This is a genomic window from Gordonia paraffinivorans (genome assembly GCF_900683595.1).
In the GTDB taxonomy this organism is placed as follows: Bacteria; Actinomycetota; Actinomycetes; order Mycobacteriales; family Mycobacteriaceae; genus Gordonia; species Gordonia paraffinivorans.
In genome coordinates, this window is the sequence record NZ_CAACYD010000007.1 from 261,472 (window position 1) to 287,545 (window position 26,074).

General features: G+C 68.8%; 20 protein-coding genes and 1 pseudogene. 11 read left to right on the forward strand and 10 right to left on the reverse strand.

Annotated features, from left to right (window positions below; genetic code table 11):
- The first annotated feature begins 56 nt into the window (after positions 1–56).
- Together E1P53_RS14195 and E1P53_RS20555 are read left to right on the forward strand one after the other, a co-directional pair.
- Positions 57–2,156: a TerD family protein gene (locus tag E1P53_RS14195; RefSeq protein ID WP_131734691.1), complete on the forward strand. Its 2,100-nt coding sequence runs from the start codon at positions 57–59 to the stop codon at positions 2,154–2,156.
- A 129-nt stretch (positions 2,157–2,285) separates the two neighbouring features.
- A complete protein-coding gene (locus tag E1P53_RS20555; protein ID WP_131734692.1) occupies positions 2,286–3,059 on the forward strand; it encodes an LppU/SCO3897 family protein in 774 nt (257 codons plus the stop codon).
- 22 nt (positions 3,060–3,081) lie between these two features.
- Here the strand turns inward: E1P53_RS20555 and E1P53_RS14205 are convergent, their stop codons facing one another.
- The 4 genes from E1P53_RS14205 to E1P53_RS14220 all read right to left on the reverse strand — a co-directional run bounded on the left by E1P53_RS14205 (position 3,082) and on the right by E1P53_RS14220 (position 7,475).
- On the reverse strand, positions 3,082–4,137 hold the full coding sequence (locus E1P53_RS14205) for a zinc-dependent alcohol dehydrogenase family protein (protein ID WP_006900176.1): 1,056 nt from the start codon (positions 4,135–4,137) through the stop codon (positions 3,082–3,084).
- Between the two features lie 188 nt (positions 4,138–4,325).
- Complete coding sequence (locus tag E1P53_RS14210; protein WP_131734693.1) at positions 4,326–6,158, reverse strand: acyl-CoA dehydrogenase; 1,833 nt, start codon at positions 6,156–6,158, stop codon at positions 4,326–4,328.
- Between the two features lie 274 nt (positions 6,159–6,432).
- Positions 6,433–7,203 (reverse strand): deoxyribonuclease IV, encoded by a 771-nt coding sequence (locus tag E1P53_RS14215; RefSeq protein WP_006900174.1) that lies wholly within the window; start codon positions 7,201–7,203, stop codon positions 6,433–6,435.
- 56 nt (positions 7,204–7,259) lie between these two features.
- Positions 7,260–7,475, reverse strand: coding sequence for a hypothetical protein (locus tag E1P53_RS14220; RefSeq protein WP_006900173.1), 216 nt, complete (start codon positions 7,473–7,475; stop codon positions 7,260–7,262).
- 232 nt (positions 7,476–7,707) lie between these two features.
- Here E1P53_RS14220 and E1P53_RS14225 point away from each other — a divergent pair, with 232 nt between their 5' ends.
- Positions 7,708–9,132 carry a phosphatase PAP2 family protein gene (locus E1P53_RS14225; RefSeq protein WP_244941233.1) on the forward strand — a complete coding sequence of 475 codons (1,425 nt, stop codon included), beginning with the start codon at positions 7,708–7,710 and terminating at the stop codon, positions 9,130–9,132.
- Entirely contained in the window at positions 9,129–9,827 is a 699-nt protein-coding gene (locus E1P53_RS14230; RefSeq protein ID WP_131734694.1) for a DUF305 domain-containing protein, read from the forward strand. The genes E1P53_RS14225 and E1P53_RS14230 overlap by 4 nt, the downstream gene beginning before the upstream one ends.
- 51 nt (positions 9,828–9,878) lie before the next feature.
- Here the strand turns inward: E1P53_RS14230 and E1P53_RS14235 are convergent, their stop codons facing one another.
- Both E1P53_RS14235 and E1P53_RS14240 read right to left on the reverse strand, forming a co-directional pair.
- Positions 9,879–10,946, reverse strand: coding sequence for a glycoside hydrolase family 183 protein (locus E1P53_RS14235; RefSeq protein WP_131734695.1), 1,068 nt, complete (start codon positions 10,944–10,946; stop codon positions 9,879–9,881).
- 70 nt (positions 10,947–11,016) lie between these two features.
- Entirely contained in the window at positions 11,017–11,883 is an 867-nt protein-coding gene (locus E1P53_RS14240) for a thioesterase family protein (RefSeq protein WP_006900169.1), read from the reverse strand.
- Positions 11,884–11,971: 88 nt separating this feature from the next.
- Between E1P53_RS14240 and E1P53_RS14245 the strand changes: the two are divergent.
- A pseudogene (locus E1P53_RS14245) lies at positions 11,972–12,551 on the forward strand (HdeD family acid-resistance protein).
- A gap of 151 nt (positions 12,552–12,702) precedes the next feature.
- Here E1P53_RS14245 and E1P53_RS14250 read toward each other — a convergent pair.
- On the reverse strand, positions 12,703–16,566 hold the full coding sequence (locus E1P53_RS14250; protein WP_131734696.1) for a Pls/PosA family non-ribosomal peptide synthetase: 3,864 nt from the start codon (positions 16,564–16,566) through the stop codon (positions 12,703–12,705).
- Between the two features lie 157 nt (positions 16,567–16,723).
- Here E1P53_RS14250 and E1P53_RS14255 point away from each other — a divergent pair, with 157 nt between their 5' ends.
- From E1P53_RS14255 to E1P53_RS14265, 3 genes are read left to right on the forward strand one after another with little or no spacing between them, the layout of a single operon-like run.
- Positions 16,724–17,698, forward strand: a complete 975-nt coding sequence (locus E1P53_RS14255; protein WP_006900166.1) for an alpha/beta hydrolase — start codon at positions 16,724–16,726, stop codon at positions 17,696–17,698.
- A 58-nt stretch (positions 17,699–17,756) separates the two neighbouring features.
- Positions 17,757–18,059 carry a YidH family protein gene (locus E1P53_RS14260; RefSeq protein ID WP_269076071.1) on the forward strand — a complete coding sequence of 101 codons (303 nt, stop codon included), beginning with the start codon at positions 17,757–17,759 and terminating at the stop codon, positions 18,057–18,059.
- A gap of 50 nt (positions 18,060–18,109) precedes the next feature.
- Positions 18,110–18,391, forward strand: coding sequence for a hypothetical protein (locus tag E1P53_RS14265; protein ID WP_006900164.1), 282 nt, complete (start codon positions 18,110–18,112; stop codon positions 18,389–18,391).
- A gap of 4 nt (positions 18,392–18,395) precedes the next feature.
- Here the strand turns inward: E1P53_RS14265 and E1P53_RS14270 are convergent, their stop codons facing one another.
- Positions 18,396–20,384, reverse strand: a complete 1,989-nt coding sequence (locus E1P53_RS14270) for an ABC transporter ATP-binding protein (RefSeq protein WP_131734697.1) — start codon at positions 20,382–20,384, stop codon at positions 18,396–18,398.
- Between the two features lie 192 nt (positions 20,385–20,576).
- On the opposite strand from E1P53_RS14270, the gene fgd reads away from it, so the two are divergent.
- Positions 20,577–21,587: a glucose-6-phosphate dehydrogenase (coenzyme-F420) gene (fgd, locus tag E1P53_RS14275; RefSeq protein ID WP_006900162.1), complete on the forward strand. Its 1,011-nt coding sequence runs from the start codon at positions 20,577–20,579 to the stop codon at positions 21,585–21,587.
- A gap of 13 nt (positions 21,588–21,600) precedes the next feature.
- Here the strand turns inward: fgd and E1P53_RS14280 are convergent, their stop codons facing one another.
- A complete protein-coding gene (locus E1P53_RS14280) occupies positions 21,601–22,536 on the reverse strand; it encodes a LysR family transcriptional regulator (RefSeq protein WP_131734698.1) in 936 nt (311 codons plus the stop codon).
- Positions 22,537–22,618: 82 nt separating this feature from the next.
- Between E1P53_RS14280 and E1P53_RS14285 the strand changes: the two genes are divergently transcribed.
- Together E1P53_RS14285 and E1P53_RS14290 are read left to right on the forward strand one after the other, a co-directional pair.
- Positions 22,619–23,668 carry a DMT family transporter gene (locus E1P53_RS14285; RefSeq protein WP_131734699.1) on the forward strand — a complete coding sequence of 350 codons (1,050 nt, stop codon included), beginning with the start codon at positions 22,619–22,621 and terminating at the stop codon, positions 23,666–23,668.
- A gap of 70 nt (positions 23,669–23,738) precedes the next feature.
- The gene (locus tag E1P53_RS14290; RefSeq protein WP_109239228.1) at positions 23,739–24,332 is read left to right on the forward strand and encodes a TetR/AcrR family transcriptional regulator; all 594 of its coding nucleotides are present in this window, start codon (positions 23,739–23,741) and stop codon (positions 24,330–24,332) included.
- Positions 24,333–24,364: 32 nt separating this feature from the next.
- On the opposite strand, the gene E1P53_RS14295 is transcribed toward E1P53_RS14290, so the two are convergent.
- Positions 24,365–25,981 carry a PucR family transcriptional regulator gene (locus tag E1P53_RS14295; protein WP_165484438.1) on the reverse strand — a complete coding sequence of 539 codons (1,617 nt, stop codon included), beginning with the start codon at positions 25,979–25,981 and terminating at the stop codon, positions 24,365–24,367.
- Positions 25,982–26,074 lie beyond the last annotated feature (93 nt).

Consider the following 26,074-nt stretch of genomic DNA (forward strand, 5'->3'; position numbering starts at 1 on the left):
TCGACCATCGGTGGGTTGCATTGTCCCGAGCCGGCCGCCCCAATACCTTTGTGTCCGTGACTCCTCAGCAGCTGTCCAAGGGTGCGAACGTCTCCATCGGCGAGCTCACGGGCGAGCCAATGCCGCGCCTGATCTTCGTCATCGAGACGAAAGCCTTGGAAGGCAAGGACTTCGGACTCGACGCAGGAATCCTCATTCTCGGCGACGACGGACAGGTGAGGTCCAACGAGGACTTCATCTTCTACAACCAGCCGACGGGCGTCGGGGGCGCCGTCCGCCTCGTATCCGCCGGTGGACAGGACGATGAACGAGACAGCAGTGGAGATCTCGATGATTCGTTGAGCCATCGCGATGCGATCGAGGTCGATCTGGCGAGGATCCCGGAGTCCGTGTCGCGGATTGTCGTCACCGCGAGCATCGATCCGCGAACGGACGCTGAGTTCGGCGACACCTCACTCGTGACCTTGCATGTCGCGCCGGCCGAAGCGCCCGAGGAGCCGATCATCGAGTACGTCGTGGAGGGGCTGGGTTCCGAGCGTGCGCTGATATTCGGCGAGGTCTACCGCAGAGAGGATTCCTGGAAGGTCCGAGCTGTCGGGCAGGGCTACGAGAACGGCCTCGCGGCGCTCGTTTCGGATCACGGAGTGGAGGTTGACGACGAGTCGCCGACAGACGATTCGGCATCCGACGACGAAGTCGAGGGTCCACAAGACACGGAAACACCGCGTCCAGCGAGCGGCAGTTCCGTGCCCGGGGGTGTTGTCGAAGCCTCCCCGGGATCGGAACTGGAGGACGAAACCCAGCCACGCACCGAAGACGGGCATGATCAGCGCGATGCCGGTGCGAAAGTATCGATTGCACGCAAGCGTCGTCCCGCAGCACTCCCGCGGGATTGGGAGGAGCGAGACTCGGCGTACCTTCCTCGTCCTGACCGGTCGGAGTGGCAGAGGGCGCGACTCTTTCCCTCTGTGGGGATGAAATCCAGTGCCGAGCAGGAGATGCGCACGACGTCGATTCTCCTCGCCTGCATGGAGACGGTTCCGGAGTTCGGACGTTCGGTTCTCGCTCAAGCGGGGGCTCCGCGCGGGCGGATCGAGACCTTCACGGAGGTCAGGTTCACGTTGTCCGGCGACGAGGTTCGTCCGGACGGACTGATCAGAGTCAGCCGAGGCGGCAAGACGTGGCAGGCGCTCGTAGAAGTCAAGACCGGGCGCAGCGAGCTGAACGCGGACCAGATCGCGAACTACCTCAAGCTCGCCAAGTCCAAATCGATCGACGCCGTTCTCACGATCAGTCGAGACCTGATGGCCTCACCGGACCAGTTTCCGTTCAAGGTGGACGGCAGGATGCTCAAGAACGTTGAGCTGAAGCATCTTTCGTGGGAGGAAATCGTCGCCGAAGCCGCGATCGTGTACGAGCACGTCGGCGTCGGTGATCGGGTGCGATCCCGAGTCCTCGAAGAAATGCTGTGGTACGCCGCGGACGTACAGTCTGGGATGTGGTCCTTCGATGACATGGGCAGACAGTGGGTGAAGGTACGCGAAGCGGTCAAGCACAAGACTGTGAGTGCGTCGGATGCGGCCACGTCCGATGTGTGTGATCGTTTTGACCGCTTGGCGCGACATATCGCCCTCTACCTCAGCGCTTTCACGGGTCAGAAGATCACTTCGCAGCCTCCCGCCAGTCGGGTCGATACGGTGAGTCGCGCCAAGCAGTTGGCGGATTCGGGCGAGCTGTTCGCACTCCTTCGGGTCCCGGGTGCGGCCGGACCGGTTGCCATCAACGCCGACCTCAGTCGCAGCCGTCTCGGTTGCTCGCTGAAGACGACGGCGCCAAGGTCGGGGCGTACACAGACAAAGGTGAACTGGTTGACGCGCCAGCTTGCGTCCGCACCGGGTGAATTGCGAATCACTGCACACCATTCCGGGAGCCGAGTCGAGTCGACGTCGGCGCTTCTGCGGGATATTCGCGAGGACGCCGGGGTCGTGATGCCTCCGGACGGCCGTGATATTCGTGAGTTCACCGTCACGATGGAAGCGTCGATGGGATCGAAGCGCTCGGGCAGCGAGAACGGTTTTGTTGCCGCGATGACGGGTCTCGCCACCTCGTTCTACTCGGATGTCGTCGAGCGAGTGAGGTCGGGCCGCGACTCGTGACTCCGGTGTCCCCGCGGATCTCGCGGCAGGCCGGGGTGGGTGAAAGCCACCGCCATGAGGCGAGGACTGACCCGCCCGCCTGTGAACAGTGCGGTCACCGGACGCCGAGGTGGCGCTAGTCTCCCGACCATGACGACTCCACCGCAGGGGCCCGGCCGGCCGGGCCAGGGCTATCCGGGCAACCCCTACCCGGGAGGTCCGTATCCGGGCCGGCCCGGCGCTCCGGGTCCGTACCCCGGGTACGCGGGCGCACCCGGGCCGGGAAGCCCGTACGTGGTCCCGTCCGGATATCCGGGGCCGGGTCACCCACCGCACGCGCCGGTGCCGCCGCCCAGGAAGAAGAACACCGTGCTGTGGTGGGTGCTCGGCGGGGCCGCGCTGCTCGTCGTCGCGGTCGTCGTCACCGGGGTCGTTCTCTTCGTCGTCGCGGCCGGTAAGAGCGACCGGGTCTGGGGTGTCGACGACGTCGCGGTCGGTGAATGCGTCACGGTGTCCGGTGAGGACGAACCCGTCGTCCGGAAGGTGTCCTGCGACAGCACGGACTTCCACTTCGCGGTGGCCCTCAAGGCCGATCCCGGCGTCTGCGCCGCGAAGAACTACTCGCGACTCTGGTTCGGCGAGGGCGACTCGTCGGACAGCTTCGGCAAGTGGGCCAGGGACGGGCTCTGCCTGGCGCATGTCTACCAGCAGGGACGCTGCTACCACCTGCCCTCGTCGAAGGAGACCAACGCCCTTGCCGACGTCCGCGAGATCGACTGCTCGTCGCCGCCCGCCACCGGCGCGGGCGAGAACTACGAGGTCGAGTCCAAGGTCTCTGGGATGCCCGAGTGCAGCGAGGAGCAGGCCGAGTACTTCACGGAGAAGCCGACCCCGACCGGCTACTGTCTCCGCCTCCTCGAATGAACGTCGGCCCGCCGCTGCGGGCTCAGGCCCGGAGCACCACCTTGAGCGCCTTGGTCTCGGCGGCCCGTCCGAAGACGTCGTAGGCCTCGAGGATGTCGTCCAGCGCGAAGCGGTGGCTGACGAACAGGTCCGGATCGATGCGCCGCTGCGCCACCAGCTTGAGCAGGACCCCCAGGGTGTCGGTGTTGACCAAACCCGTCGACACCGTGATGTTCGAGATCCACAGGTCCTGGATCGGGAACTCCACCGGAGCGCCGTGGACGCCGACGTTGGCGACGTGACCGGCCGGGCGCACGATGTCGAGGCACATCCGGAAGGTCTGGGGAATCCCGACCGCCTCGATGGCCACGTCGACGCCGAGGCCGTCGGTCATCGCGAGGACCTGCTCCTTCCAGTCCGCCTCCGACGATACGACGCCGTCGGAGGCGCCGAACGCCTTTGCCTGCTCGACGCGATTCGGATCGATGTCGATCGCGATCACCCGGCTCGGCCCGTACAGGCCCGCGGTCGCGATGGTCGCCAGACCCACCGGACCGGCACCCACCACGGCCACCACGTCGCCGGGCTCGACCTGCCCGTAGCGGATGCCGATCTCGTGTCCCGTCGGCAGGATGTCGCTGAGCACGACCCCCTGTTCCGGGGTGACGCCGGGCGGCAGCTTGTAGACCGAGGTCTCGGCGTAGGGGACGCGCACGTACTCGGCCTGGGTGCCGTCGATTAGGTGCCCGAAGATCCAGCCGATGCCCGACGCTCCCTCGCTCCCGAGGCAGTGGGAATGCACGCCGTGTTTGCAGAAGTCGCACTTCCCGCACGCCGAGATGCACGACAGGATGACCTGGTCGCCGACGGCGAGCGTCGTCACCGCCGGGCCGATCTCGGTGATCGTGCCGACGCCCTCGTGTCCGAGGATGCGTCCGGGTTCGACCGCGGGGACATCGCCCTTGAGGATGTGCAGATCGGTCCCGCAGATCGTGGTGGCGTCCATCTTGACGATCACGTCGGTGGGTTCGAGGATCGTCGGCTCCGGGACGTCGTCCCAGCTCTTGTTCCCCGGACCGTGGAAGACGAGTGCCTTCATAGCTCTCCTGGTGTCGTCCCCGACCCCTTCTGTTCCTGCACTGTCCGACGCTAGACGGTGCGTCGTCGACGGTGATGCCGGTCGGCCGGATCGAAACGAGACCGCAACGCCCGGAACCCGGGATGGCAAGAGCGCCCCCGTCCGCAGACGGGGGCGCTCTTGGGATGTCTCAGAAGCGACTTCTCGGATCAGAAGGCGGCTTCGTCGAGCTCCATGATTTCGTTGTCGACGTTCTCGACGACGGTGCGGATCGAGGTCAGCAGCGGCAGCATGTTCTTCGCGAAGAAGGTGGCCACCGCGATCTTGCCCTCGTAGAAGGCCTTGTCGGCATCCGACGCGCCGTTGTCGAGCGCGGCGAGGGCGACCTCGGCCTGGCGCAGCAGCAGCCAGCCGATGAGCAGGTCGCCGACCGACATCAGGAAGCGGACCGAACCGGTGCCGATCTTGTACAGCTCGGACGGGTTCTCCTGAGCAGCCATCAGGTGGTTGGTCAGGGAGGCGGCCATCGCCTGGACGTCCTCGAGGGCGGTCTTCAGCAGAGCGCGCTCGGTCTTCAGGCGGCCGTTGCCGGCCTCGGAGTCGATGAACTTCTGGATCTCGCCGGCGACGTGCGCCAGGGCCTGGCCCTTGTCGCGGATGATCTTGCGGAAGAAGAAGTCCTGCGCCTGGATGGCAGTGGTGCCCTCGTACAGCGAGTCGATCTTCGAGTCACGGATGTACTGCTCGATCGGGTAGTCCTGGAGGAAGCCGGAGCCACCCAGGGTCTGCAGCGACTCGGTGAGCTTCTCGTAGGCGCGCTCGGAGCCGACGCCCTTGACGATCGGGAGCAGCAGGTCATTGACGCGGTGCGCCATCTCGGCATCGGCGCCGGAGACGATCTGCGCGGCAACCGGATCCTGGTGCGACGCAGTGTAGAGGTAGACCGCACGCAGACCCTCGGCGTAGGCCTTCTGGGTCATGAGTGAGCGACGCACGTCCGGGTGGTGGGTGATGGTCACGCGCGGGGCGGTCTTGTCGGTCATCTGGGTCATGTCGGCACCCTGGACGCGCTCCTTGGCGAACTCGAGAGCGTTCAGGTAGCCGGTCGACAGGGTGGCGATGGCCTTGGTGCCCACCATCATGCGGGCGTGCTCGATGACCTCGAACATCTGTGCGATGCCCTTGTGGACCTCGCCGACGAGCCAACCCTTGGCCGGGATGCCGTGCTGGCCGAAGGCGACCTCACAGGTGGCCGAGGCCTTGATGCCCATCTTGTGCTCGACGTTGGTGACGAAGACGCCGTTGCGCTCGCCGAGCTCACCGGTCTCGAAGTCGAAGTGGTACTTCGGCACGAAGAACAGCGACAGACCCTTGGTGCCCGGGCCGGCGCCCTCGGGGCGGGCGAGCACGAGGTGGAAGATGTTCTCGGTCATGTCCTGGTCGGCCGAGGTGATGAAGCGCTTCACACCGTCGATGTGCCAGGAGCCGTCCTCCTGCTGGACCGCCTTGGTGCGGCCGGCGCCCACGTCCGAGCCGGCGTCGGGCTCGGTCAGCACCATGGTGGCGCCCCAGCCGCGCTCGGCGCAGATGGCGGCCCACTTCTTCTGCTCGTCGGTGCCGTTGTTGAAGAAGATGTTGGAGAAGCCGGCGCCCGCGGCGTACATGAACACCGGCGGGTTGGCGCCGAGGATCATCTCGCCGATCGCCCAGTAGAGCGAACGGGGGGCGGGCAGGCCGCCGAGCTCCTCGGCGATGCCGATCTTGTCCCAGCCGCCCTCGATGAAGGCGTTGTAGGACTTCTTGAAGCTCTCGGGGATGGTGACGCTGTGGTTCTCCGGGTCGAAGACCGGCGGATTGCGGTCGGCCTCGGCGAAGGATTCCGCGATCGGGCCCTCGGCGAGCGCCTTGACCTCGCGCAGCATGTCGACGGCGGTCTCGTGGTCGAGGTCGCCGAACTCACCCGACTCGAGAACCTTGTCGAGCTGGAGCAGTTCGAAGAGGTTGAACTGCAGGTCGCGCAGATTGCTCTTGTAGTGGCCCATGGTGGATTCCTTCTCTGGTGTGGCCCGTATCGATGGATGGCCGCTTCCCGGTCCGATCCCATCCGGATGATCGGGTACCGGCCGGGGGCGGTCGAGCTGTCTCGGTTCGAGCTAAGTTACTCGCCGGTAACGGCAGGATAGCGCCGATCCGGCACCGGATCAATCAGGGATTTTTGTGATCTGTGCCCGTCGAACGGGCCGATTGCACGCGACGTCACCGCTCCGGCGTGTCGGTCGGAGCGGTGGTCGATCGGATTCGGGAAAGAGGAGGCCGCTACAGCGCCGAGCGCAGGTATTCGAGGTCGGCCGGGATGCCCTCGGCCGGGGTCTCCAGGATCACCGGGGCGTCGGCGGCCTTGGCGACGGCGGCGAGCACCTCGGGATCGATCTGCCCCGACTGCAGGTTCGCGTGGCGGTCGCGGCCGGAGTCGAACTCGTCGCGTGAGTTGTTGAGATGGACCAGGTCGATGCGGCCGGTGATCTCCTTGACCCGCTCGACGAGGCCGACGAGATCCTCGCCGCCGGCCCAGGCGTGGCAGGTGTCGAGGCAGAAGCCGGCCTGCTCGAAGTCGCCGACGGCCTCCCACAGGCGGTCGATGGACTCCAGGGTGCGGGCCATCGCGTGGTCGCCGCCCGCGGTGTTCTCGATCAGGATCGGCACGCCGAAGCCGCCCTTGTCGACCTGACGGTCGAACAGCTTGCGCCAGTTGGCGAACCCCTCGGCGGAGTCCTCGCCGTCGCGCAGGTGCCCGCCGTGGACGACGAGGCCGAAGGCGCCGAGTTCGGCGGCCGCGGCCGCCTGCTGCTCGACGGCCTTGCGCGACGGCATGCGCAGACGGTTGTTCAGGCTCGCGACGTTGATTTGATAGCTGGAATGCACGACGACGTCGACGTCGGACTCGCGGATGGCCTGCGCATGCGGATTCGGCTGCGGCTTCTTCCAGCTCTGCGGATCGGTGACGAACATCTGGAACACGTCGATGCCCAGTTCGGCGGCCGTGGCCAGGGGGTCGGTGTCCTCGCGAAGATGAGCTCCGATGCGCATGGGTCAACGATAGTGCCCTCGCGACGGGCACCGTCACGCGCGGGAGCCGGCCGCCGTCAGTCCCCCGGTCCGGGCTCGGTCTCGATGGTGATCGGGACCCCGGGGGCGATCAGGACCCGGCACGGGGCCTCGCTGTCGTGGTAGAGGTTCAGCCACTGGTGACCGCGCGGTCCGTCGGCGTACACCGCCTCGAGGGTGCGGTCGAGTCGCGCCTCCGCCTCCTTGGTGATGATGTACCGCTGGTCGCCGTAGCGCAGGTAGCGATTGGGCACCGAGACCTCCTCTGTGGATCGGTCATGTGATCGCGAGACTCTGTCACCCAGTGTGATCCACCGCACTTCGAAAACGGGTCCGTTCCGCGGAAACGCTGATCAGCGCGGGTGTGCGTCGTGAGCGGGCGTCTCCGGGACGGGGCCGCCCACTACACTGTCGGCAAGTTGTGAGCGAGCGGGTGCCCTGCGGGGTGTGACGGGCGGACTGTATCGGGTGAGTGTTGACGAGTCGGTGGGCTTCCCTCGACCGGGTGAGTCCTCGGGATCCGGTGGCGAAGGCAATCCAGACGGCACGAGTTCGGCGACGCTGCCGTCGACCAACCCCTCCTACGGGAAACGGACGGAATCCGATCCGCCGGAGATGGAATCGGTCTTCGACGACCTCGCCGCGGCCTCGGAGATGGAGTCCGATCCGGCGAGTCGGCGCGACCTGACGCTGGTCCGGCGGATCGCCATCGGCGCGTGGGTCGTACTGATCGCCCTGCACTTCGTCTTCTACGGGGTGGCGTGGGATCGCACCCGGCTCATCATCCTGCTGTGCCTGGGCCTGGCGGCCGCGAGCATCGGGCGCCGCAAGTTCATCACCATCATCAAGGACTGGGCGCCGTTCGCCCTGGTCCTCATCCTCTACGACTGGACCCGCGACATCGCCCGGATCGTCGGCATGCCGACGCACTGGAATCTCGCGATCGACTTCGACGCCTGGCTGTTCGGCGGCCGGACCCCGACCGCGCTGCTGCAGGAACAGCTCAAGCAGGCCTCGCCGCCCTGGTGGGAGGTCATCGTCAGCGTCGTCTACATGTCGTATTTCATCGTCCCGTACGCCGTGGCCGCCTGGCTGTGGCTGAAGGACCGTGCGGCCTGGCGTCGGTACGCCGCCTGCTTCGTGGCGACGACGTTCCTCGCGCTGGTCGGCTACACCCTCGTTCCGGGTGCCCCGCCCTGGGCGGCCGCGCGATGCACCGCCGTCGAGGTGCAGGACTATCCGCGTGACCCGATCTGCATGTACTCGCCGCAGGCTGCCGAGCCCGGCGGTCTGCTCGGGCCGCTGGAACCCGCGCATCCCGACGCCGAGCCGTACGTCGAGCGCATCTCCGCGCGCGGCTGGAACTACCTCAACATCCACATGGCGTCGCAGCTCGTCACGCTGGGGCAGGGCAAGTCGAACCTGGTCGCGGCGATCCCGTCGCTGCACGCCGGCCTGACCATGCTGTTGGCCCTGTTCATGTGGCCGCGGGTGAAGGCCCTCGGGAAGACGCTGTACATGGGCTACGCACTGGCCATGGCGTTCGCCCTGGTCTACAGCGCCGAGCACTACATCTTCGACATCGTGCTCGGGTGGGCGCTGGCCGCAGCGGTCATCGCCGCCTACCGGTTCATCGACTGGAAGTGGCTGATACCCCGGCAGAAACGACGCGAAGAGGCGGCCGCCGCCGGCGCTGCGGCCGGTCCCGCGACGCCGCCGGCCGATTCCTCCGACGACGAGGACCCCGACGCCGAGAAGGTGACGACGCACGCCCGAGGGCCGTTCCACAGCGCCTTGAGGGTCCGGGCCGCGTTTGCCGGCGGGGGTTCGCGGTTACCCGTTGGAGGCGAGGCCGGTGTGCTCCGACGCCGCGTCGCGCACCGTCGGACAGGCAACGAGGAAGAACCATGACCCCACTCGACACCGCACGAAGCCGCCGCCACGCCGGGCTGATCGGGATCGCGGCAGCGGCGCTCGTCGTCGCCGGATGCTCCCCCGATCAGGAGTCGTCGGACCGGACGGCGACGTCCACCGTCACGACCCCGACCGTCACGGCCGGTGCCGGACCCTCGTCGGCGGTCGCGTCCGCGCCGGGGGCCTCGACGCCGGGGGCCTCGTCCCACAACCAGGCCGACGTCGAGTTCACCAGCACGATGATCGTCCACCACATGCAGGCGGTCGAGATGGCGGAGCTGGTCGAGGGACGCACCGACAACGCGGAACTCATCGCCCTCGCGGACCGGATCGAGGACGCGCAGGAGAACGAGATCGACCAGATGACCGATCGTCTCCGGTCATGGGGCGTCGCCGTGCCCGACCATGACGACGACCATGGAGAAGACGGGCACATGCAGCACGGCCCGCACGCCGGTGCCATGGCCGGCATGATGACCGCCGAGCAGATGGCGGCCCTGCGCGCCGCTCGCGGCGCCGAGTTCGACCGACTCTGGCTCGAGGGCATGATCCGCCATCACCGCGGCGCCATCGAGATGGCCGACGAGGAGCTGGCCGAGGGCGAGAACCCGGCGACCAGGCGTCTCGCGGAGCAGGTCAAGACGACCCAGCAGGCCGAGATCGACCAGATGGAGAAGATGCTCGGCCGGTGACGGGCCTCGGCGTGGTCGCGGCCTCGGTCCGGTGTCTCCGCGTGGCTCGTGTCAGCGCTTGAGCGGCAGGCGCATCAGGTAGACCTGGTAGCCGACCCAGACCGAGTAGGTGAAGTACAGGTCGCGGCCCTTCGACCACGGGTGGATGTAGGGCGCGTAGCCCGTGTACGGGTTGGTCGAGGGCACCACGAGTTCACCGGAAGACCAGGGGCCCCACGGGTTCTGCGCGGTCCGGAGGATGACTCCGGTGTCCTTGCTCGCCAGGGACACGTACTTGCCGAGGTAATCGTTCCAGGCCACCGACAACTCACCGGTCGGGGCGCTCATGACCGGAGTCGCGGCACCGGGATTGTTCGGAATCCACCGCCCGTACGAGAAGTACTGCCACTTCCCGAGGTTCTCGATGTCCTTCTCGTCGACGCGCGCGAGATAGACCGCGCCCCAACGCCCGTCGGGGGTGCCGTAGTAGTAGACGGTGCTGCCGACCTTGAGGAAGGCGCCCATCTGGAACTTCGTGTTCCCGCCCCCGTTCGGGCGGAAGGCGTTCACCGCGCGCCAGTTCTCGCCGTTGTCGTCGGAGACGACGAGGCCCGACCAGTTGGTCGTCCAGATGCCCGGCTGATCCCACCGCTTGACCGACATCACGGTCATGTACTGCTTGCCGTTGGCCGCCACGCCCGCGGTCGGGATGATGGTGACCTCGCGCTTGACGTTCGGCTTCAGCAGCCGCTTCGCGTGCCCGGGGCGGCCGGCGTGGGAGGTGAACGTCATGCCGTCGGCGAGGTACCGGTCGGTGCTGCGCAGCAGGACGTTGGATCGCCAGTAGAACAGCTCGCCATACAGCAGCGACCAGCCGTTGAAGGACTGGGTGTCGCCGAACGCCGTCAGGATCTCGCCACGGCCGTTGTCCCACATGATGCCGAGATCGGTGCCGACGATGTTGAACCGGCCGATGGTGTCGTTCATCGCGAACGGGCCCGTCAACCGCGCGACCATCGACGCCGGCCCGGCCGCGTGACGTTGCGCGTGCGCCGGCGAGGCCCCGACCGTGACCGTCAGGGCGGTGGCGAGTGCAGCGACGAGCAGACCCAGGAACAGTCGATGAGCGCTCCGTGTCATGGGACGTGACCTTATCAAGACCTGAGCAGACCGGAAGGGGTATTTATGAGGACTAACGAATCGGGTGCGCTCACCCTTCGCGATAGCGCTTCGTGGTGTCCACCTTCGTGAAGTCGATCTGTGCCGCAGCGTTGTTCACCGCGGTCACCAGGGCGGTGCCGAACATCCCGTCCCGGTCGTAGAGGCCGGTGTTGCTCACCGAGATCCCGTCGTCCTCGACGTGGAAATCGGCCTCGACGCCGACCCGCTCGCCGCGGGGGAGGCGGCTGATGGCCACGGTGAGGTCGCAGTTGATGAAGCCGATGCCGGTGGTGCCCCAGTTGCTGATCAGGCTGGCCGACTCTGCGCTGATGACGGCCCGCTGGAACGGGGTGGGCTCGGCACCCGGGAGCACCGGGACCGCCCGGGTCCAGAGACGCTTGCGGTTGCCGTTCTGGTGATTGCCCATCGTCGGGTCCCAGTCGCCGAGCGCGCCGTCGGGGGAGTCGGAGGAGAACAGCGGCCAGTGGCCCTCGGGGTCGGATTCGGGCGGCCGGAAGGTGACCCACTCGGCCGGCCGGTGCCACCGTTGCCCGGGCGGGTTGGTGGAGGACTTGAGGAACACCGTCGTCCCGCGCGCCACGGTGAACTCCTCGCCGTCGGCGGGATGCTGCACGATCTCGGTGTCGACGACCCGGATCCGGCCGCCGGACCGGATGAGTCGGTTGCGCGTGGAGGTGGGCAGGTACCGCGCCGATTTGAACATGTCGATGGTGCAGCGGGCCGGCAGGAACTCGGCCGAGCCGTACTCCTCCTCGACCGCCCAGGCCACGAGGCCGCACACCGCCGGCCCGGTGACCGCATCGGGAGACCAGGCGCTGCGCGAGAACGGGGTGGGTTCGTACCGGGTCTCGCCGGACGGGCCGTCGACGGTGTCGAAAAAGGCGATCGAGGTCACCGTTCTTTACTACCGGGCCGGGGCCCAGTTTGTGCCATGCACCCCCTTGATCGGCGTCATCGGACCGACTGCGGGATACGCTTCGACCATGACTTTCGCGACGGCGTACAACAAGTTCTTCCCCGACGAGATGATCGGCGCGCTACGGACTTCCCTGATCGTCACCTCGATCGTGGGCATCGTCCTGGGCATCGTCGCGATCGTCTGGCCGGGGCCGACGATCCTCGTCGTGGCGATCCTGTTCGCCATCTCGCTGATCATCACCGGCGTCTTCCGCGTCTACCAGGCGTTCGCGGCGTCGTTCCTGGGGACCGGCACGCGTGCTCCTGGGCATCATCGGCCTGATCATCCTGGTCGCCGGTGTGATCGCGCTGTTCAGCCCGGGCGACGCCCTCTGGCTGCTCGCCGTGTTCATCGGCATCGGCTGGATCTTCCAGGGCTTCTCCGACCTCTACGCCGCGATCACCAAGTCCGGCCACAGCCCCACCTGGTACCTGATCGTGTCGGGCATCGTCTCGGTCATCGCCGGCATCGTGATGCTCATCCTTCCGGTGTTCTCGCTCGAGGTCCTCACCTGGGTCGGCGGCATCATGCTGGTCGCGATCTCCATCGCGACGCTGCTCACGCTGCCCAAGAAGGTCGAGGGCCCGGCGGCGCCGGCCGCCTGATCGCGGCCGCTGCGTCGCCGCGGCAATCCGGGTAGCCGGCCACGAGAGGGTCTGGTGAGAATGATTCTCACCAGGCCCTTTTCGCGCGCACGGGTGGGTTCCGCCTGCGGCGGACACCCGGGCGGCGTCGCGTCGGGTGCAGTGCCGGGTCTCACTCCGCCCAGGGCGCGATCGGATTGCCCTGCCAGCGTGTGTGCGCGGGCACCACGTCGCCGCGCATGACGAGCGACGCCGGACCGACCGTCGCGGATTCGCCCAGTCCCGAGGCCGGGAGCGCCACGCAGTGGGGCCCGAGCGTCGCCCCGGGGCCCAGGGTCACCCGGTCGATCGCCATGACCCGGTCGTGGAACAGGTGGGTCTGCACGACGCAGCCGCGAGCCACGGTCGCGCCGTCGCCGAGCTCGACGAGGTCGGCCTCGGGCAGCCAGTAGGTCTCGCACCAGACGCCGCGGCCGATCCGGGCGCCGAGCATCCGCAGCCACAGGTTGAGGATCGGGGTGCCGGTCGCGGCGTTGGCGAACCACGGCGCGGCGACCGTCTCCACGAAGGCGTCCGACAGCTCGTTGCGCCAGACGAAGGACGACCACAGCGGATGCTCGCCGACCCTGATGCGGCCGACGACAAGCCATTTCGCGGCCGCGGCGGCGCAACAGGCCACCGCGCCCGCCGCCAGCAGGACGATCCCGCTCAGCACCGCGGCGACGGCGACGTGGACGTGGAGTGCGAGCAGTTGCAGCGTGAACAGGGTCGCGACGCCGATCCCGAACGACACCATCACCGGGATCAGCCGCAGGGTCTCGATGACCGCCCGCGCCACCTTCAGCCGGGCGGGCGGGTCGAATGTGCGCGAGGTGTCGACCTCGGCCGCGGTGCGGCGCAGGCGGACGGGTGGGCTGCCCAGCCAGCTCGAGCCCGACTTCGCCCTCGACGGCGTCGCCGAGAGCACCGCGACCAGACCGTTCTTGGGCACCTTCCGGCCCGGCCCGGTCATGCCCGAGTTCCCCAGGAACGACCGCTTGCCGATCTTCGCCTCGTCGACATGCATCCACCCGCCGCCGAGCTCGTACGACGCGACCATGGTGTCGTCGGCGAGGAACGCGCCGTCGCCGATCGTGGTGAAACGGGGCAGGACCAGTGCGGTCGAGATCTCGGTCCCGACACCGACTCTCGCGCCCAGGACGCGGAACCACAGCGGCGTCAGCAGGCTCGCGTAGAGCGGGAACAGATAGGTGCGGGCAGAGTCGAGGAGACGCTCGGTCAGCCAGACCTGCCAGCCGACGCGCGAGCGGACCGGGTGGTACCCGGTCGACAGCCCGAGCGATGCGAGACGCACCAGCACGACGGTGATCGCGGCGAACACCGCGAGACTCGTCAGCGTCGCGGCGGGCAGCAGCGCGAGCGCGCGCACTGCGGCGCCGCCCAGGGTGTCCGCGGAGATCGCCCACGAACCCATCACCGCCAGGCCCGCTCCGAGGGAGACCAGAGGGATCGCGGCCAGGGCCAGCGACGACGCCCCGTACACCGGGACCCAGTGGAGTGCCCGCGGCGGGCGGTGTGCCGGCCATGGCCGTTGCGCCTTCCCGGCCTTCACCGCCGGGGAACCGGCCCAGTGCTGCCGGGCCTTCACCCGGCCGAACACCGCGGAACCGGGCGCCACCACGGCATCCCGCCCGACGACCGCCCCCGGCATCAGCGTCGAGCGCGCGCCGATCGTGGCGCCGCGTTTCACCGCGATCTCGCCGATGTGGACGGTGTCGCCGTCGATCCACCATCCGGCGAGATCGACCTCGGGTTCGATGGACGCGCCGTCGCCGACGGTCAGCATCCCGGTGACGGGCGGGATCGAGTGCAGGTCGACGCCCCGGCCGATCCGCGCCCCGAGCGCGCGGGCGAGGTAGATCATCCAGGGCGCCCCGGACAGGTTGGCCGCACCGCTGGCGTCCAGGAGGCGTTCGGCGACCCACAGCCGAACATGCACACGTCCGCCCCGCGGATACTCCCCGGGCATCAGGCCCCGCAGGAGCAGGCGGGAGCCCAGGGCGGCGACGCACATCCGGCCCGGCGGGGTGATGAAGAGCAGGAACGCGAGCAACAGAATCCACCAGTCCACCTCGACCAGCCACGGAATCCGGCGGTCGAGGCGCTCGGCGACCGCGCCGGCGACGTTGTTCACGATGCCGAGCCAGGTCGCCCACTGCAGGCCTGTCAGGGTCGTCAGCGGCACGGAGAGCGCGAGTTGTGCGATGCCGGCGGCGCGCGGGGTGGGCGAGACCCGCCGCTCCCGGACGTTGGTGGTCGGCGTGCGCGCGTCGAGCATCTCGGCCATCGATCCCAGGCGCGGGTGGTCGTAGAGGTCGGCGACGGAGACGTCGGGATGCCGCTCGCGGATCGCGGTCACCAGCTGGGCCGCGGCGAGCGAACCCCCGCCCTCGGCGAAGAAGTCGGCGTCGGGATGCGCGACGCGCACGCCGAGGACATCGGTCCACAGTCCGGCCAGCCACAGCTCGGTCTCGCCGAGTTCCACATCGTCGTCGACCGGTCCGCTGCTGCCCGGCAGGGGCCACGGCAACGCATCGCGGTCGACCTTCCCCGAAGTGCGCGTGGGCAGTTCGTCGACCAGCGCGAGGGTCGGCACCATCGCGGCGGGCAGGTGCCGGGTGAGCTCGGCGTGGGCCGCCGAGACGTCGAAGTCGGGATCCGCGGAGACCAGATAGCCGACGAGCAGGCTGTTGCCGGCAGCGGATCTGCGTACCGCGGCCGCTGCGCCGCTGACGCCGGGCAGGTGTTGGAGCGCGCTGTCGATCTCGCCGAGCTCGATGCGCCGCCCGCCCACCTTCACCTGGTCGTCGGCCCGGCCCACGAAGACGAGTCCGTCCGGGTCGAGCTTCACGAGATCGCCGCTGCGATAAGCGCGTTCCCATCCCAGCGTCGGCATGGGGGCGTACTTCTCGGCGTCCTTGGCCGGGTCCAGGTACCGGGCCAGGCCGACGCCGCCGATCACCAGTTCGCCGACCTCGCCCTCGGCCACCGGGTTGCCGTCGGCGTCGACGACGGCGAGATCCCAACCGCGCAGAGGCAACCCGATACGCACCGGGCCGTCCCCGCCCAGGGGTGCAGCGCAGGCGACGACCGTCGCCTCGGTGGGGCCGTAGGTGTTCCACACCTCGCGCCCGGGCACCGCGAGCCGGTCGGCGAGCTCGGGCGGGCACGCCTCGCCGCCGAAGATCAGCAGGCGCACCGCTTCCAGGGCCTCCGGCGGCCACAGCGAGGCGAGGGTCGGGACGGTCGAGACGACGGTGATGTCCCGGGCCACGAGCCACGGGCCGAGGTCCACTCCGCTGCGCACCAGCGACCGCGGCGCGGGGACCAGGCAGGCCCCGTTCCGCCAGGCCAGCCACATCTCCTCGCAGGATGCGTCGAAGGCGACCGAGAGGCCCGCGAGGACGCGGTCGCCCGGGCCGATCGGCTGTTCGCGCAGGAACAGGTCTGCCTCGGCGTCGACGAAGGCGGCCGCGTTGCGGTGCGTGACCGCGACGCCCTTCGGGGTGCCGGTGGAGCCGGAGGTGAAGATGATCCACGCATCGTCGTCGGGGGCGGGGCGCGCCGGCGTGCCCGGGACCGCGGAGGTCGTCACCGCGCGCGGGCCGTCGGCATCGACGATCGCGTCGACGCCCGCCTCGCCGAAGACCAGTTCGGCACGCTCGTCGGGGTCGTCGGCGTCGACGGGGACGTAGGCGGCCCCGGCGAAGAGCGTCGCGAGGATGGTGACGTAGAGGCCGTGCGAGCCGGACGGCATGCGTATCCCGACGCGGCTGCCGTGACCGACGCCGACGGCGGCCAGGCGGGTTGTCGTCCGTCGGATCAGCGCGAGCAGCTGGCTGTAGGAGAGGACCACCTCGCCGTCGTCGACGGCGGCGGCGTCCGGGTGTGCCTCGGCGGTCGCGAGGAGGATGTCGCACAGGGTGCGCGGCTCGTCGGCCTGAGCCGACAGCAGGAATCGAGGGGGGATCCGCACGCGTCACACCCACCGTCTCGTCACGGCTTCGAGAATATAGCGGCCACCGGAGCAGGCCGAACACACTCGGCGTCGACCGGCTGCAGGTTTTGCAATCCGTTTACCGGTTATTCATGGGTGCCGGGGTGTAGCTTCGGCGGAGACCAGGAGGAATCCCATGCCCATCGTCCATCACCGGCGGCCGAGTCTCCTGTCGTTCCCGCTCTGGCTCGGATCGCGGTTGCTGCTCAAGCCCGCCATGTCGCTGTGGCCGATCAGCAAGGCCGGCCTCGGCAGTCTGTTCGTCATCGACCAGATCGTCGCGATCGGCCCCAAGCCGCGCGGCGTCGTCCGCGAACAGCTGACCCTCGCGGGGCGTCCGACCGAGATGATCGTGCCCGCCGGTCCGTCCCGCCGGGACAGCGACACCGCGATGCTCTACCTCCACGGCGGTGCCTTCGTGATGTGCGGACTCGGCACGCACCGTTCGATCGCCGCGCGTCTGGCGAAGGCCTGTGAGATCCCGGTGTTCGCGTTCGAGTACCGCCAGCTCCCGGACGTGGGCGTGGGGACCTCGGTGTCGGACACCATCGACGCCTACGTCGAACTCGTCACCGAACGCGGCTATCGACGTGTGGTCGTCGCCGGGGATTCGGCGGGCGGGTTCCTCGCCGCGAAGGTCATCGAGGCGGCCGCCGAGCGAGGGCTTCCCGCGCCCGTGGCCTACCTGGGCTTCTCCCCGCTGCTCGACCTCGACCTGGGCACCAACCCGGAACGGACCAGCGAGCACGACGCCTACATCCCCAAGGACAAGCTCGCGCGGCTGACGCCGCTGTTCGACAGGGGTCCGATGCCGGTCACCGGCGCGCGCCGGATCGCCGATCTCGACCCCACCATCTTCCCGCCGACCGCGGTGGTCACCGCCGAGTCCGAGATGCTCGAACCCGACGCCTTCGAGTTCGTCGAGCAGCTCGACGAGGCCGGCGTCGAGGCGGTCGCCCACAGTTACGCTTGGCAGGTGCATGCGTTTCCGGTGCTGAACACGCGTCACCCGGAGACCATCCACGCGATCGAGGCGACCGCCGACTTCGCGAAGCGGGCGATACGAGAGGGCAGGAACGCTGACGAGCGAGAGGACCAGCGCGCGGTCTGACGCGGCACGGCCGGCGCCCTCCGCGCCGCCTCCGGGGGCGGTCGACGCCCGGTTCACGCTGGCCGCCGAGCGCACCATGCTCGCCTGGATCCGCACCGCGCTGGGATTCATGGCCGCCGGGGTGGCGATCGTCTACCTGGCCCCGGAGATCGACCATCAGATCCTCGACGTGATGCTGGGCCTCCTGCTCATCGCACTCGGCTGCAGCTTCGCGCTGATCGGGGCCTGGCGCTGGCGGCGCACGATGCGCGCGCTCGAGCGCGGCGGTCCGATGCCGGGCCCGGCCCTGATCCTGTACGTCGTGACTGCGATAGTGGTGGTGGCCGTCCTGATCGCGGTCGTGGTCGTCATCCAGGCCTGACCGAGTCCAGACGTGATCGTCCGCCACCACCGTCCACCCCAGGAGTTCCCGTGAGTACCGGCCCCGACTTCGCCCGCGGCGCGCAGACAGTGTCGACGACGATGACCATGGTCGGCGCGACCATCCTCATCGTCTGCCTCGGTTGGCTGACCGTCGACTGGTGGCGTGACGGCCGCTGGTTCTGGGTGGCCGTCGGCATCGCCATCATCGTGGTCAACATCGTGCTGATCGTCATGCAGTTCCGGCGCCGGCGCATGGAGCGCGCCGATCGGCCGGAGCGGCCCCGCCGCGGGCTGATCGACACCTTCGACGACCTCGAGGACGAGCAGTAGCGGCTCACACGCCGATCGCGTCGCGGTCCGTGTCCTCGGAGTCGTCGTCCCCCGCGAGGTCGTTCGCCGAGAAGGCGTCATCGGCGTTGTCGTCATCGGCGTTGTCGTCCTCGACCGCGAACTGCGTGCGATAGAGCTCCGCGTAACGCCCGTTGCGTGCCAGCAGGCTCTGGTGGTCGCCGCGTTCGACGACGCGTCCGGCTTCCAGCACGACGATCTCGTCGGCCGCGCGGATGGTGGAGAGCCGGTGCGCGATGACGATCGAGGTGCGTCCCTCGAGCGCCTCGGCCAGTGCCTCCTGGACGGCGGCCTCCGACGTCGAGTCGAGATGGGCGGTCGCCTCGTCGAGGATCACCACCGACGGCTCGGCCAGCAGCAGCCGCGCGATGGTCATGCGCTGGCGCTCGCCGCCGGACAGGCGGTAGCCGCGTTCGCCGACGATGGTGTCGAGACCGTCCGGCAGGGAAGCCACGAGTTCGTCGAGCCGGGCTCGGCGCAACGCGTCCCAGATCTCCTCGTCGGAGGCATCCGGGCGGGCCAGGGCGAGGTTCGCGCGCACCGAGTCGTGGAAGAGATGGCCGTCCTGGGTGACGAGGCCGACGGTCCGGTGCACCGAGGCGATCTGCAGCTCGCGGATGTCGACGCCGGCGAGCTGCACCGACCCCGAGTCGACGTCGTACAGGCGGGTGGCGAGGTTGGCGATGGTCGACTTGCCGGCGCCCGAACTGCCCACGAGAGCGACCATCTTTCCCGCCGGGACGTCGATGTCGACGTGGTGCAGCACCGTGGTTCCCGCGCGGTTGTCCAGCTGTGCGACCTCCTCCAGAGAGGCGAGCGAGACCTTGTCGGCCGACGGGTAGGCGAAGGATACGTCGTCGAAGCGCACCGAGACCGGGACCGGCTTCCCCGACTCGGTGCCCGGGACCGGGCGGGCGGCCGGGGCGTCGGTGATCAGCGGCGGAAGGTCGAGCACCTCGAAGACGCGCTCGAAACTGACCAGCGCGCTCATGATCTCGACGCGTGCGTTCGCCAGGGCGGTCAGCGGCGCGTACATGCGGGTGAGCAGCAGGGCGAGCGAGACGACCGCACCGGCCGACAGGTGCTGGTTCACCGCCAGCCAGCCGCCGAGGCCGTAGACCAGCGCCAGGGCGAGCGCCGACACCAGGGTCAGCGCGGTGACGAAGTACGCCTCCAGCATCGCGCGGCGAACACCGATGTCGCGCACGCGATCCGCGCGTTCGGAGAACTCGCGCGATTCCCGGTCGGGCCGGCCGAACAGTTTCACCAGGGTGGCGCCGGGCGCCGAGAACCGTTCGGTCATCTGAGTCGACATGCGCGCGTTGTGTTCGGCGGCCTCCCGGGAGAGGCCTGCCATCCGCAGTCCCATCCGGCGGGCCGGGATCACGAAGACCGGCAGCAGGATCAGTGCGAGCAGGGTGATCTGCCAGCTGATCGCGAACATCACGCCGAGGGTCAGGGTGAGGGTCACCAGGTTCGACACGACTCCCGACAAGGTGTCGCTGAACGCGCGCTGCGCCCCGATGACGTCGTTGTTCAACCGGCTCACGAGCGCCCCGGTCCGGGTCCGGGCGAAGAAGGCGACCGGCATCCGCTGCACGTGGTCGAAGACCGCGCGCCGCAGGTCGTAGATGAGGCCCTCGCCGATGTTCGACGACAGCCATCGGACCGCGATGCCGGTGACGGCCTCCGCGACGGCGATGAGGGCGATCGCCACCGCGATCCACACGATCGCGGCGCCCGAGCCGCCGTCGGTGATGAGGTTGACGACGCGACCGGCCAGCAGCGGCGTCACCACGGTCAGGACCGCCGTGAACACCGAGAGCAGGAGGAAGAAGGCGATGCGCCGGCGATGGGGGCGCGCGAAATCGGCGATCCGCCGCAGGGTCGCGCGACGATCACCCCGCAGCCGTTTGGCGTCCGGCGAGGTGGAGGACTTGTACATCAGGTCCCAGGCGACCGATTCCATGCTCATGGCAGCCAGGGTAGAACTTGAAGTTCACTTGAGGTCTAGTCGGCGATTCGCGGGCGTTCCGGGACCGGAGGGCGAGACGGCCACCACGGCCGATGCTCTAGGTTGGTAACCGAGGTCACAGACGGCGACCCCGATCGGAATGATCGGCAACGGCGTGAGGTCGGCACGGGCCGACGGTTAGGGGCGAGGCTCATGGCAGAACTGAAGCTCGGGTTCAAGGCATCGGCGGAGCAGTTCGATCCGCGTGAACTGGTGGAGATCGCGGTCGCGGCCGAGGAACACGGACTGGACTCGGTCGCGGTGAGCGACCACTTCCAGCCGTGGCGGCACAACGGCGGCCACGCTCCCTTTTCCCTCGCCTGGATGGCGGCCGTCGGCGAGCGGACCAAGCGCGTGCAGATCGGCACGTCGGTGATGACCCCGACCTTCCGCTACAACCCGGCGGTCATCGCCCAGGCCTTCGCGTCGATGGGCTGCATGTACCCGGGCCGCATCATGCTCGGGGTCGGCACCGGCGAGGCGCTCAACGAGTACGCGACCGGATTCCAGGGCGACTGGCCGGAGTTCAAGGAGCGCTTCGCCCGGCTGCGCGAGGCGATCAGGCTCATGCGCGAGCTGTGGACCGGCGAAGAGGTCAACTTCGACGGCGAGTACTACCACACGCAGGGTGCCTACATGTACGACGTTCCGGAACAGCCGATCCCGGTGTACGTCGCCGCCGGCGGTCCGGTGGTCGCCCGGTATGCCGGCCGCGCCGGTGACGGCTTCATCTGCACCTCGGGCAAGGGCGCCGAGCTCTACACCGAGAAGCTGATCCCCGCGGTCAAGGAGGGCGCCGAGAAGGCCGAGCGCGACTTCGACGCGATCGACAAGATGATCGAGATCAAGATCTCCTACGATCCCGATCCCGAACTGGCCCTGGAGAACACGCGCTTCTGGGCACCGCTGTCGCTCACCCCGGAGCAGAAGCACAGCGTCAACAGCTCGGTGGAGATGGAACGGCTCGCCGACGAACTGCCCATCGAGCAGGTCGCCAAGCGGTGGATCGTCTCCTCCGATCCCGACGAGGCCGTCGAGAAGGTCAAGTTCTACATCGACGCGGGGCTCAACCACCTCGTGTTCCACGCTCCCGGACACGACCAGCGACGCTTCCTGGAGAACTTCGAGCGCGACCTCGCGCCGCGCCTGCGCAGACTGGCCTGACCCCGGGCCGGGTTCATCGCCCGCAGGTCGCGTTGCCGCGACCGGCGGGCGATGACTTCTGTTGTGCCACAGTCGTGTCGAGGAGTTCGAGCACTCGCCTCACCGGTGGCAGGTCGGCTGCGGACCGGCGCACCCGAACCCGGATGGCGCGCGAGGGGGTCGGGTCGACGATGGGGACGGCCACAACGCCGTCGGGTAGATCGGCGAGCGCGAGCTCGGGTACGACGGTGAGTCCGATTCCCGCGGCGACGAACCGGATCGCGGTGGGGTAGTCCTGTGTCTCGACGCTGAAGTCCGGGCTGAAACCGACTGCGGTGCAGGCGTTCAGGAGCGCCTTGCGGCAGGGTCCACGGGCGACGTCGTTGTCGACCCACGGCACCCGGGAGAGCTCGTGCAGGGTGACCGACTCGCGGTCCGCCCATTCCGAATCCTGTGGCACCACGGCGAGATACGGGTCGTCGGTCAGTGGCCTGCCGACGAAGCCCGGGGCGTCGGTGGCCCGTCGCTCGTCGGCCTCCACATAGATCTCGACGTCGGGTGACGGTGCCGCCGGGTCGAGCAGTTCGATGAGCCGCAGATCCATTCGGAGACCGGGGAATTCACGCGAGATCGTCGCCACGATCGGCGGTATCCACACCGCACCGGCGGAGGCGAAGTAATTGATGCGGAGCTGTCCGAGACGCCCGTCGCGGAGCTCGGAGATGAGGCCATCGACGCGGGCCAGCTGTTCGAAGACCGCCTCGGACTCGGTTGCGAGGATGACGCCGGCCTCGGTGGGCACGATGCCGCGGCCGTCGCGTTCGACGAGCGTCAGGCCGGTCTCGCGCTGGAGCGCGGCGATGTGCTGGCTCACCGCCGACGGCGTGTAGCCGAGAGCGGCCGCGGCGCCGCCGATGGAGCGTTCTCCGATCACCGAACGCAGTACCCGGAGTCGATGCACGTCGACCATGGTCCCGACTCTACAGTTGTACTGAATCTATCGGAAGAAGATTTCACTTGTTCTGAAGTGAGTGATCGTCCACGCTGAATGCATGCCAGCAGATCATCGGACCGCTCGCCCGACCGGCACCCGCGCGGTCTCGTTGCCCGCCCTCGCCGCACTGGTCACGGTGGTGCTGTGGGCGTCGGCCTTCGTGGGCATCCGCGCGCTCGGCGAGCACTTCTCGCCCGGATCCATGGCGTTCTGGCGGCTGCTGTCAGCTGTCGTGCCGCTGACGGTGCTCATGCTGATCATGAGGCGTCGCGGGAGCGGCGGCGCCTCCGGCGCGCAGGCCCGGCCCTGGATACCGCGAGGGCGTGCGCTCGTGTCGGTGCTGGTCTATGGCGTGGCCTGGTTCGCCGGGTACACCGTCGTGCTGAATTGGGCCGAACGCCACCTCGACGCCGGGACCGCGGCGCTGCTGGTGAACCTGGCGCCGATCCTGGTCGCCGTCGCCGCCGGGCTCTTCATGGGAGAGGAGTTCCCGCGACATCTCGTGATCGGCATGACGATCGCCTTCGCCGGCGTCGTGCTGATCGCCACCGGTGGATCGGCGACCGCCGACGCGCACGCCGACTGGCTCGGCGTCGTCCTCGGGATCGCCGCGGCAGTCCTGTACGCCGCGGGGGTGCTGATCCAGAAGTCCGCGCTGCGCACCGTGGACGCGCTCACCGCGACCTGGCTCGGCGCGGTCGCCGGGCTCGTCGCGACCCTGCCCTTCCTCCCGGTCGCGATCTCCGAGATGGCCGACGCGACCCCCGGCGCCATCGCCGCGGTCGTCTATCTCGGCGTCGGACCGACGGCCATCGCGTTCTCCACATGGGCGTATGTACTGGCGCGCACCGATGCGAGCGCGATGGCCGCCACGACGCTGGTCGTCCCGGCGATCGTGATCGTGCTGTCGTGGGTGCTCCTGGGCGAGCTGCCCACCGGCGTCGGCATCGTCGGCGGTGTCCTGTGCATCGGCGGGGTCGCGATCGCACGGCAGGTCTTCGTCCGCCAGGCCCCTGCACGCGCATCGCGCGGTGCGAAGAGGCAGGCGAGGTCATCGGGCGACGGTCTCGACGAGTCCCGTTCGGCATCGCCGACCGGCCGGAGATGACGTAGTTTGTGGGCGGAACCACCGGGTGACACCCCGGTCGTGTTGCGGGGCACGCGTCGGAAGGGGGTCCATGAAGGCGAAGAACGCCCGGTCGGGGGCGACCCGCGTGGCGCTGATGGAAGCGGCTCTGCAGGTCATCATCGACAGTGGCGTCAAGGGCGTCACCCATCGAAAGGTCTGCAGCGCCGCGAATCTCGCGTTGGGGTCGGTGAACTACCACTACGACGACCTCGACGGGTTGCTCCTGGACGCGTTCGCCTACCACGTGGACCGGATCTCGGAGCAATACGAGAGCGCGTTCTCCCTCGTCCGCGGCGACGAGGATCTCGCCGATGCCGTCGTCGCCATGACCCGGAAGCTCGCAGAGGACACCAACTCGGTGGTGCTCATGTGGGAGATGTACGCGCAGGGCGCGCGGGAGAACGCCTACCGCCAGCTGATCCGCACATGGTCCAAGCGCGCCAAGTCGGGCGTCGAGATGTATTGCTCCCCGCGGATCGCCACGATCCTGGAGGCCATCTGGGACGGTCATGCCGTCCAGCGGAACGTCGGTGACGGCTCGCTGTCCGAGGAGGAACTCCGCGATGTCGTGCTGAGGATCATCCGCTCCGACGAGACCCGGGCATACCCGCGTACCGGGGATCGCGCCGCCGGCGCGTCCTGAGTCCCTCGAGACTTTGTCGATCTCATTGTGTGTCAGGCGCTCTCGACGAGCGGTTCGGTCCGGCTGTCGAGGACCAGCAGGGCGGCGTGCAACGACGCCCGCGACTCGGCGTCATCGAGCGGGACGCCGAGGAGGCGTTCGATGCGGGCCAGTCGGGAGTACACCGTCGGGCGCGCGAGGTTCATGGCCTTGGCGAGTTCGGCCTTGTTGCCGCCCGACTCGATGAACCTCCGGAACGTCTCCAACAGGTCGTCACCGTGCCGGGCGTGGTGTTCGAGCAGGCGGCGCAGCTCGGTCTCGGCGAACGCCTGGACTCGTGGATCGGATCGGATGACCGCGATGAGTCCACGCAACCGGACGTCGGTCGTCCGGTGGAAGGCCCGGTCGCCGTCGGGGAGTGACAGGGCGGCGTCGGCCACGTGCGCGGCTTCGGCAAGTCCTCGCGCGGCGTCGACGAGTCGTGTGGAATCCGGTGCGACTCCGATGGCCACGCGGGCCACGCCGTCCACGCGCAACAGCGAACTGCGGATCGACGAACAGACCTGTGTCAGTTCGGGTTCGGTGTCGCCCGAGGCCGGTGAAGAGAGGATCAGGTCGATGCGGCCGTGAGGCCGCAGCGCGGTGAGTGCGGTGCGGCGGGCGGCCCGCACCGAGTGGCGGACCGCGTCCAGTGCGCGTGTCAGCCTTCCCTGCGCGAGCACCTGGTCCGGATCGGACGACTCGACGATGCGAACCGTCACCGGCGCATAGCTGAGCCCCGGCCCCAGGCCCAGGGCGCGTGCGCGCGCGACCGCCTCGGCCTCGTCGGGGATGCGTCCCAGGCGCAGGTCGTCGACGAGCCCGTTCTGTGCCCGGATCTCCAGTTCGGTCCTGTTCTGTTCGGCCATCCGGTGCAGCGCCAGTGCCTGCGCAGCACGTTCGAGGGGCATCCGCGCGCGTTCGCCGAGATCGGCGGGGTCGGGCACGATGAGCCGCCCCCATTCCTGACGCGGTGCCCCCACCGGAGACACCAGCCACCCCTCGGGGCCGGTGACGGCGGTCTCCCGCGACGACGGTGTCAGTCGCGAGCGCCGGTCCCAGTCGCGCAGGAGTTCTGCCGGGGGCCCGCCCCGTCCGTCGAAGGCCAGGACCTGACGGGTGAGGTCCTCCAGCACGACCGGACGGCCGATGAGTTCCGCTGCCGCCGAGACGATCTCGGACACGCCGGCACGCCGCATGCCGAGCCCGGTGAAGACCTCGTGGACGTGTCGGGAGAAGACGACCTCTTCGTACTGGTCGGCGACGATCGACCGGTGGACTTCCTCGGTCACCTCGACGAACCGGATCGCCCGACGCAGGACGACGACGGGCAGGCCCAGGCGATCGGCCGTCGCGGCAACGGTTTGCGGTACCTCGGCGTCGAGGAGTTCGGCGATCACGCCGACCGCGCCGGTGGCCGCGAGTCCCTCGAGGTATCCCACCGGGTCGGCGAGCATCGCGCACCCGGTGGTGAGGACCAGTTCGCCCCCCTGGAGAAGATCCGTGAGATCGGCAAGGTCGCTGACGTGCACCCAGCGCACCTCGCGGTCGAGACGGCTGCCGCCGACGAGCCTCGGTTGTCCGTTCTGCACCACGGGCAAGGTCAGAACATGGGCGATGGTCGGCCGCACGTTACACAGTGTAAGAGACAAGACGACAGAACATACAAAGTGTCGGCGTTCCTGTGGTCCCGCGGGCGGCATCCTGAGAACCGTCCCGGCCCA

What these genes read in the sequence shown, in the direction of transcription:
- E1P53_RS14255 (WP_006900166.1), top strand. Translation starts at nt 16,724, where the DNA reads ATGCCCATCGTCCATCACCGGCGGCCGAGTCTCCTGTCGTTCCCGCTC.
- fgd (WP_006900162.1), top strand. Translation starts at nt 20,577, where the DNA reads ATGGCAGAACTGAAGCTCGGGTTCAAGGCATCGGCGGAGCAGTTCGAT.
- E1P53_RS14280 (WP_131734698.1), bottom strand. Translation starts at nt 22,536, where the DNA reads ATGGTCGACGTGCATCGACTCCGGGTACTGCGTTCGGTGATCGGAGAA.
- E1P53_RS14235 (WP_131734695.1), bottom strand. Translation starts at nt 10,946, where the DNA reads ATGACACGGAGCGCTCATCGACTGTTCCTGGGTCTGCTCGTCGCTGCA.
- E1P53_RS14230 (WP_131734694.1), top strand. Translation starts at nt 9,129, where the DNA reads ATGACCCCACTCGACACCGCACGAAGCCGCCGCCACGCCGGGCTGATC.
- E1P53_RS14205 (WP_006900176.1), bottom strand. Translation starts at nt 4,137, where the DNA reads ATGAAGGCACTCGTCTTCCACGGTCCGGGGAACAAGAGCTGGGACGAC.
- E1P53_RS14270 (WP_131734697.1), bottom strand. Translation starts at nt 20,384, where the DNA reads ATGAGCATGGAATCGGTCGCCTGGGACCTGATGTACAAGTCCTCCACC.
- E1P53_RS20555 (WP_131734692.1), top strand. Translation starts at nt 2,286, where the DNA reads ATGACGACTCCACCGCAGGGGCCCGGCCGGCCGGGCCAGGGCTATCCG.
- E1P53_RS14285 (WP_131734699.1), top strand. Translation starts at nt 22,619, where the DNA reads ATGCCAGCAGATCATCGGACCGCTCGCCCGACCGGCACCCGCGCGGTC.
- E1P53_RS14210 (WP_131734693.1), bottom strand. Translation starts at nt 6,158, where the DNA reads ATGGGCCACTACAAGAGCAATCTGCGCGACCTGCAGTTCAACCTCTTC.
- E1P53_RS14290 (WP_109239228.1), top strand. Translation starts at nt 23,739, where the DNA reads ATGAAGGCGAAGAACGCCCGGTCGGGGGCGACCCGCGTGGCGCTGATG.
- E1P53_RS14215 (WP_006900174.1), bottom strand. Translation starts at nt 7,203, where the DNA reads ATGCGCATCGGAGCTCATCTTCGCGAGGACACCGACCCCCTGGCCACG.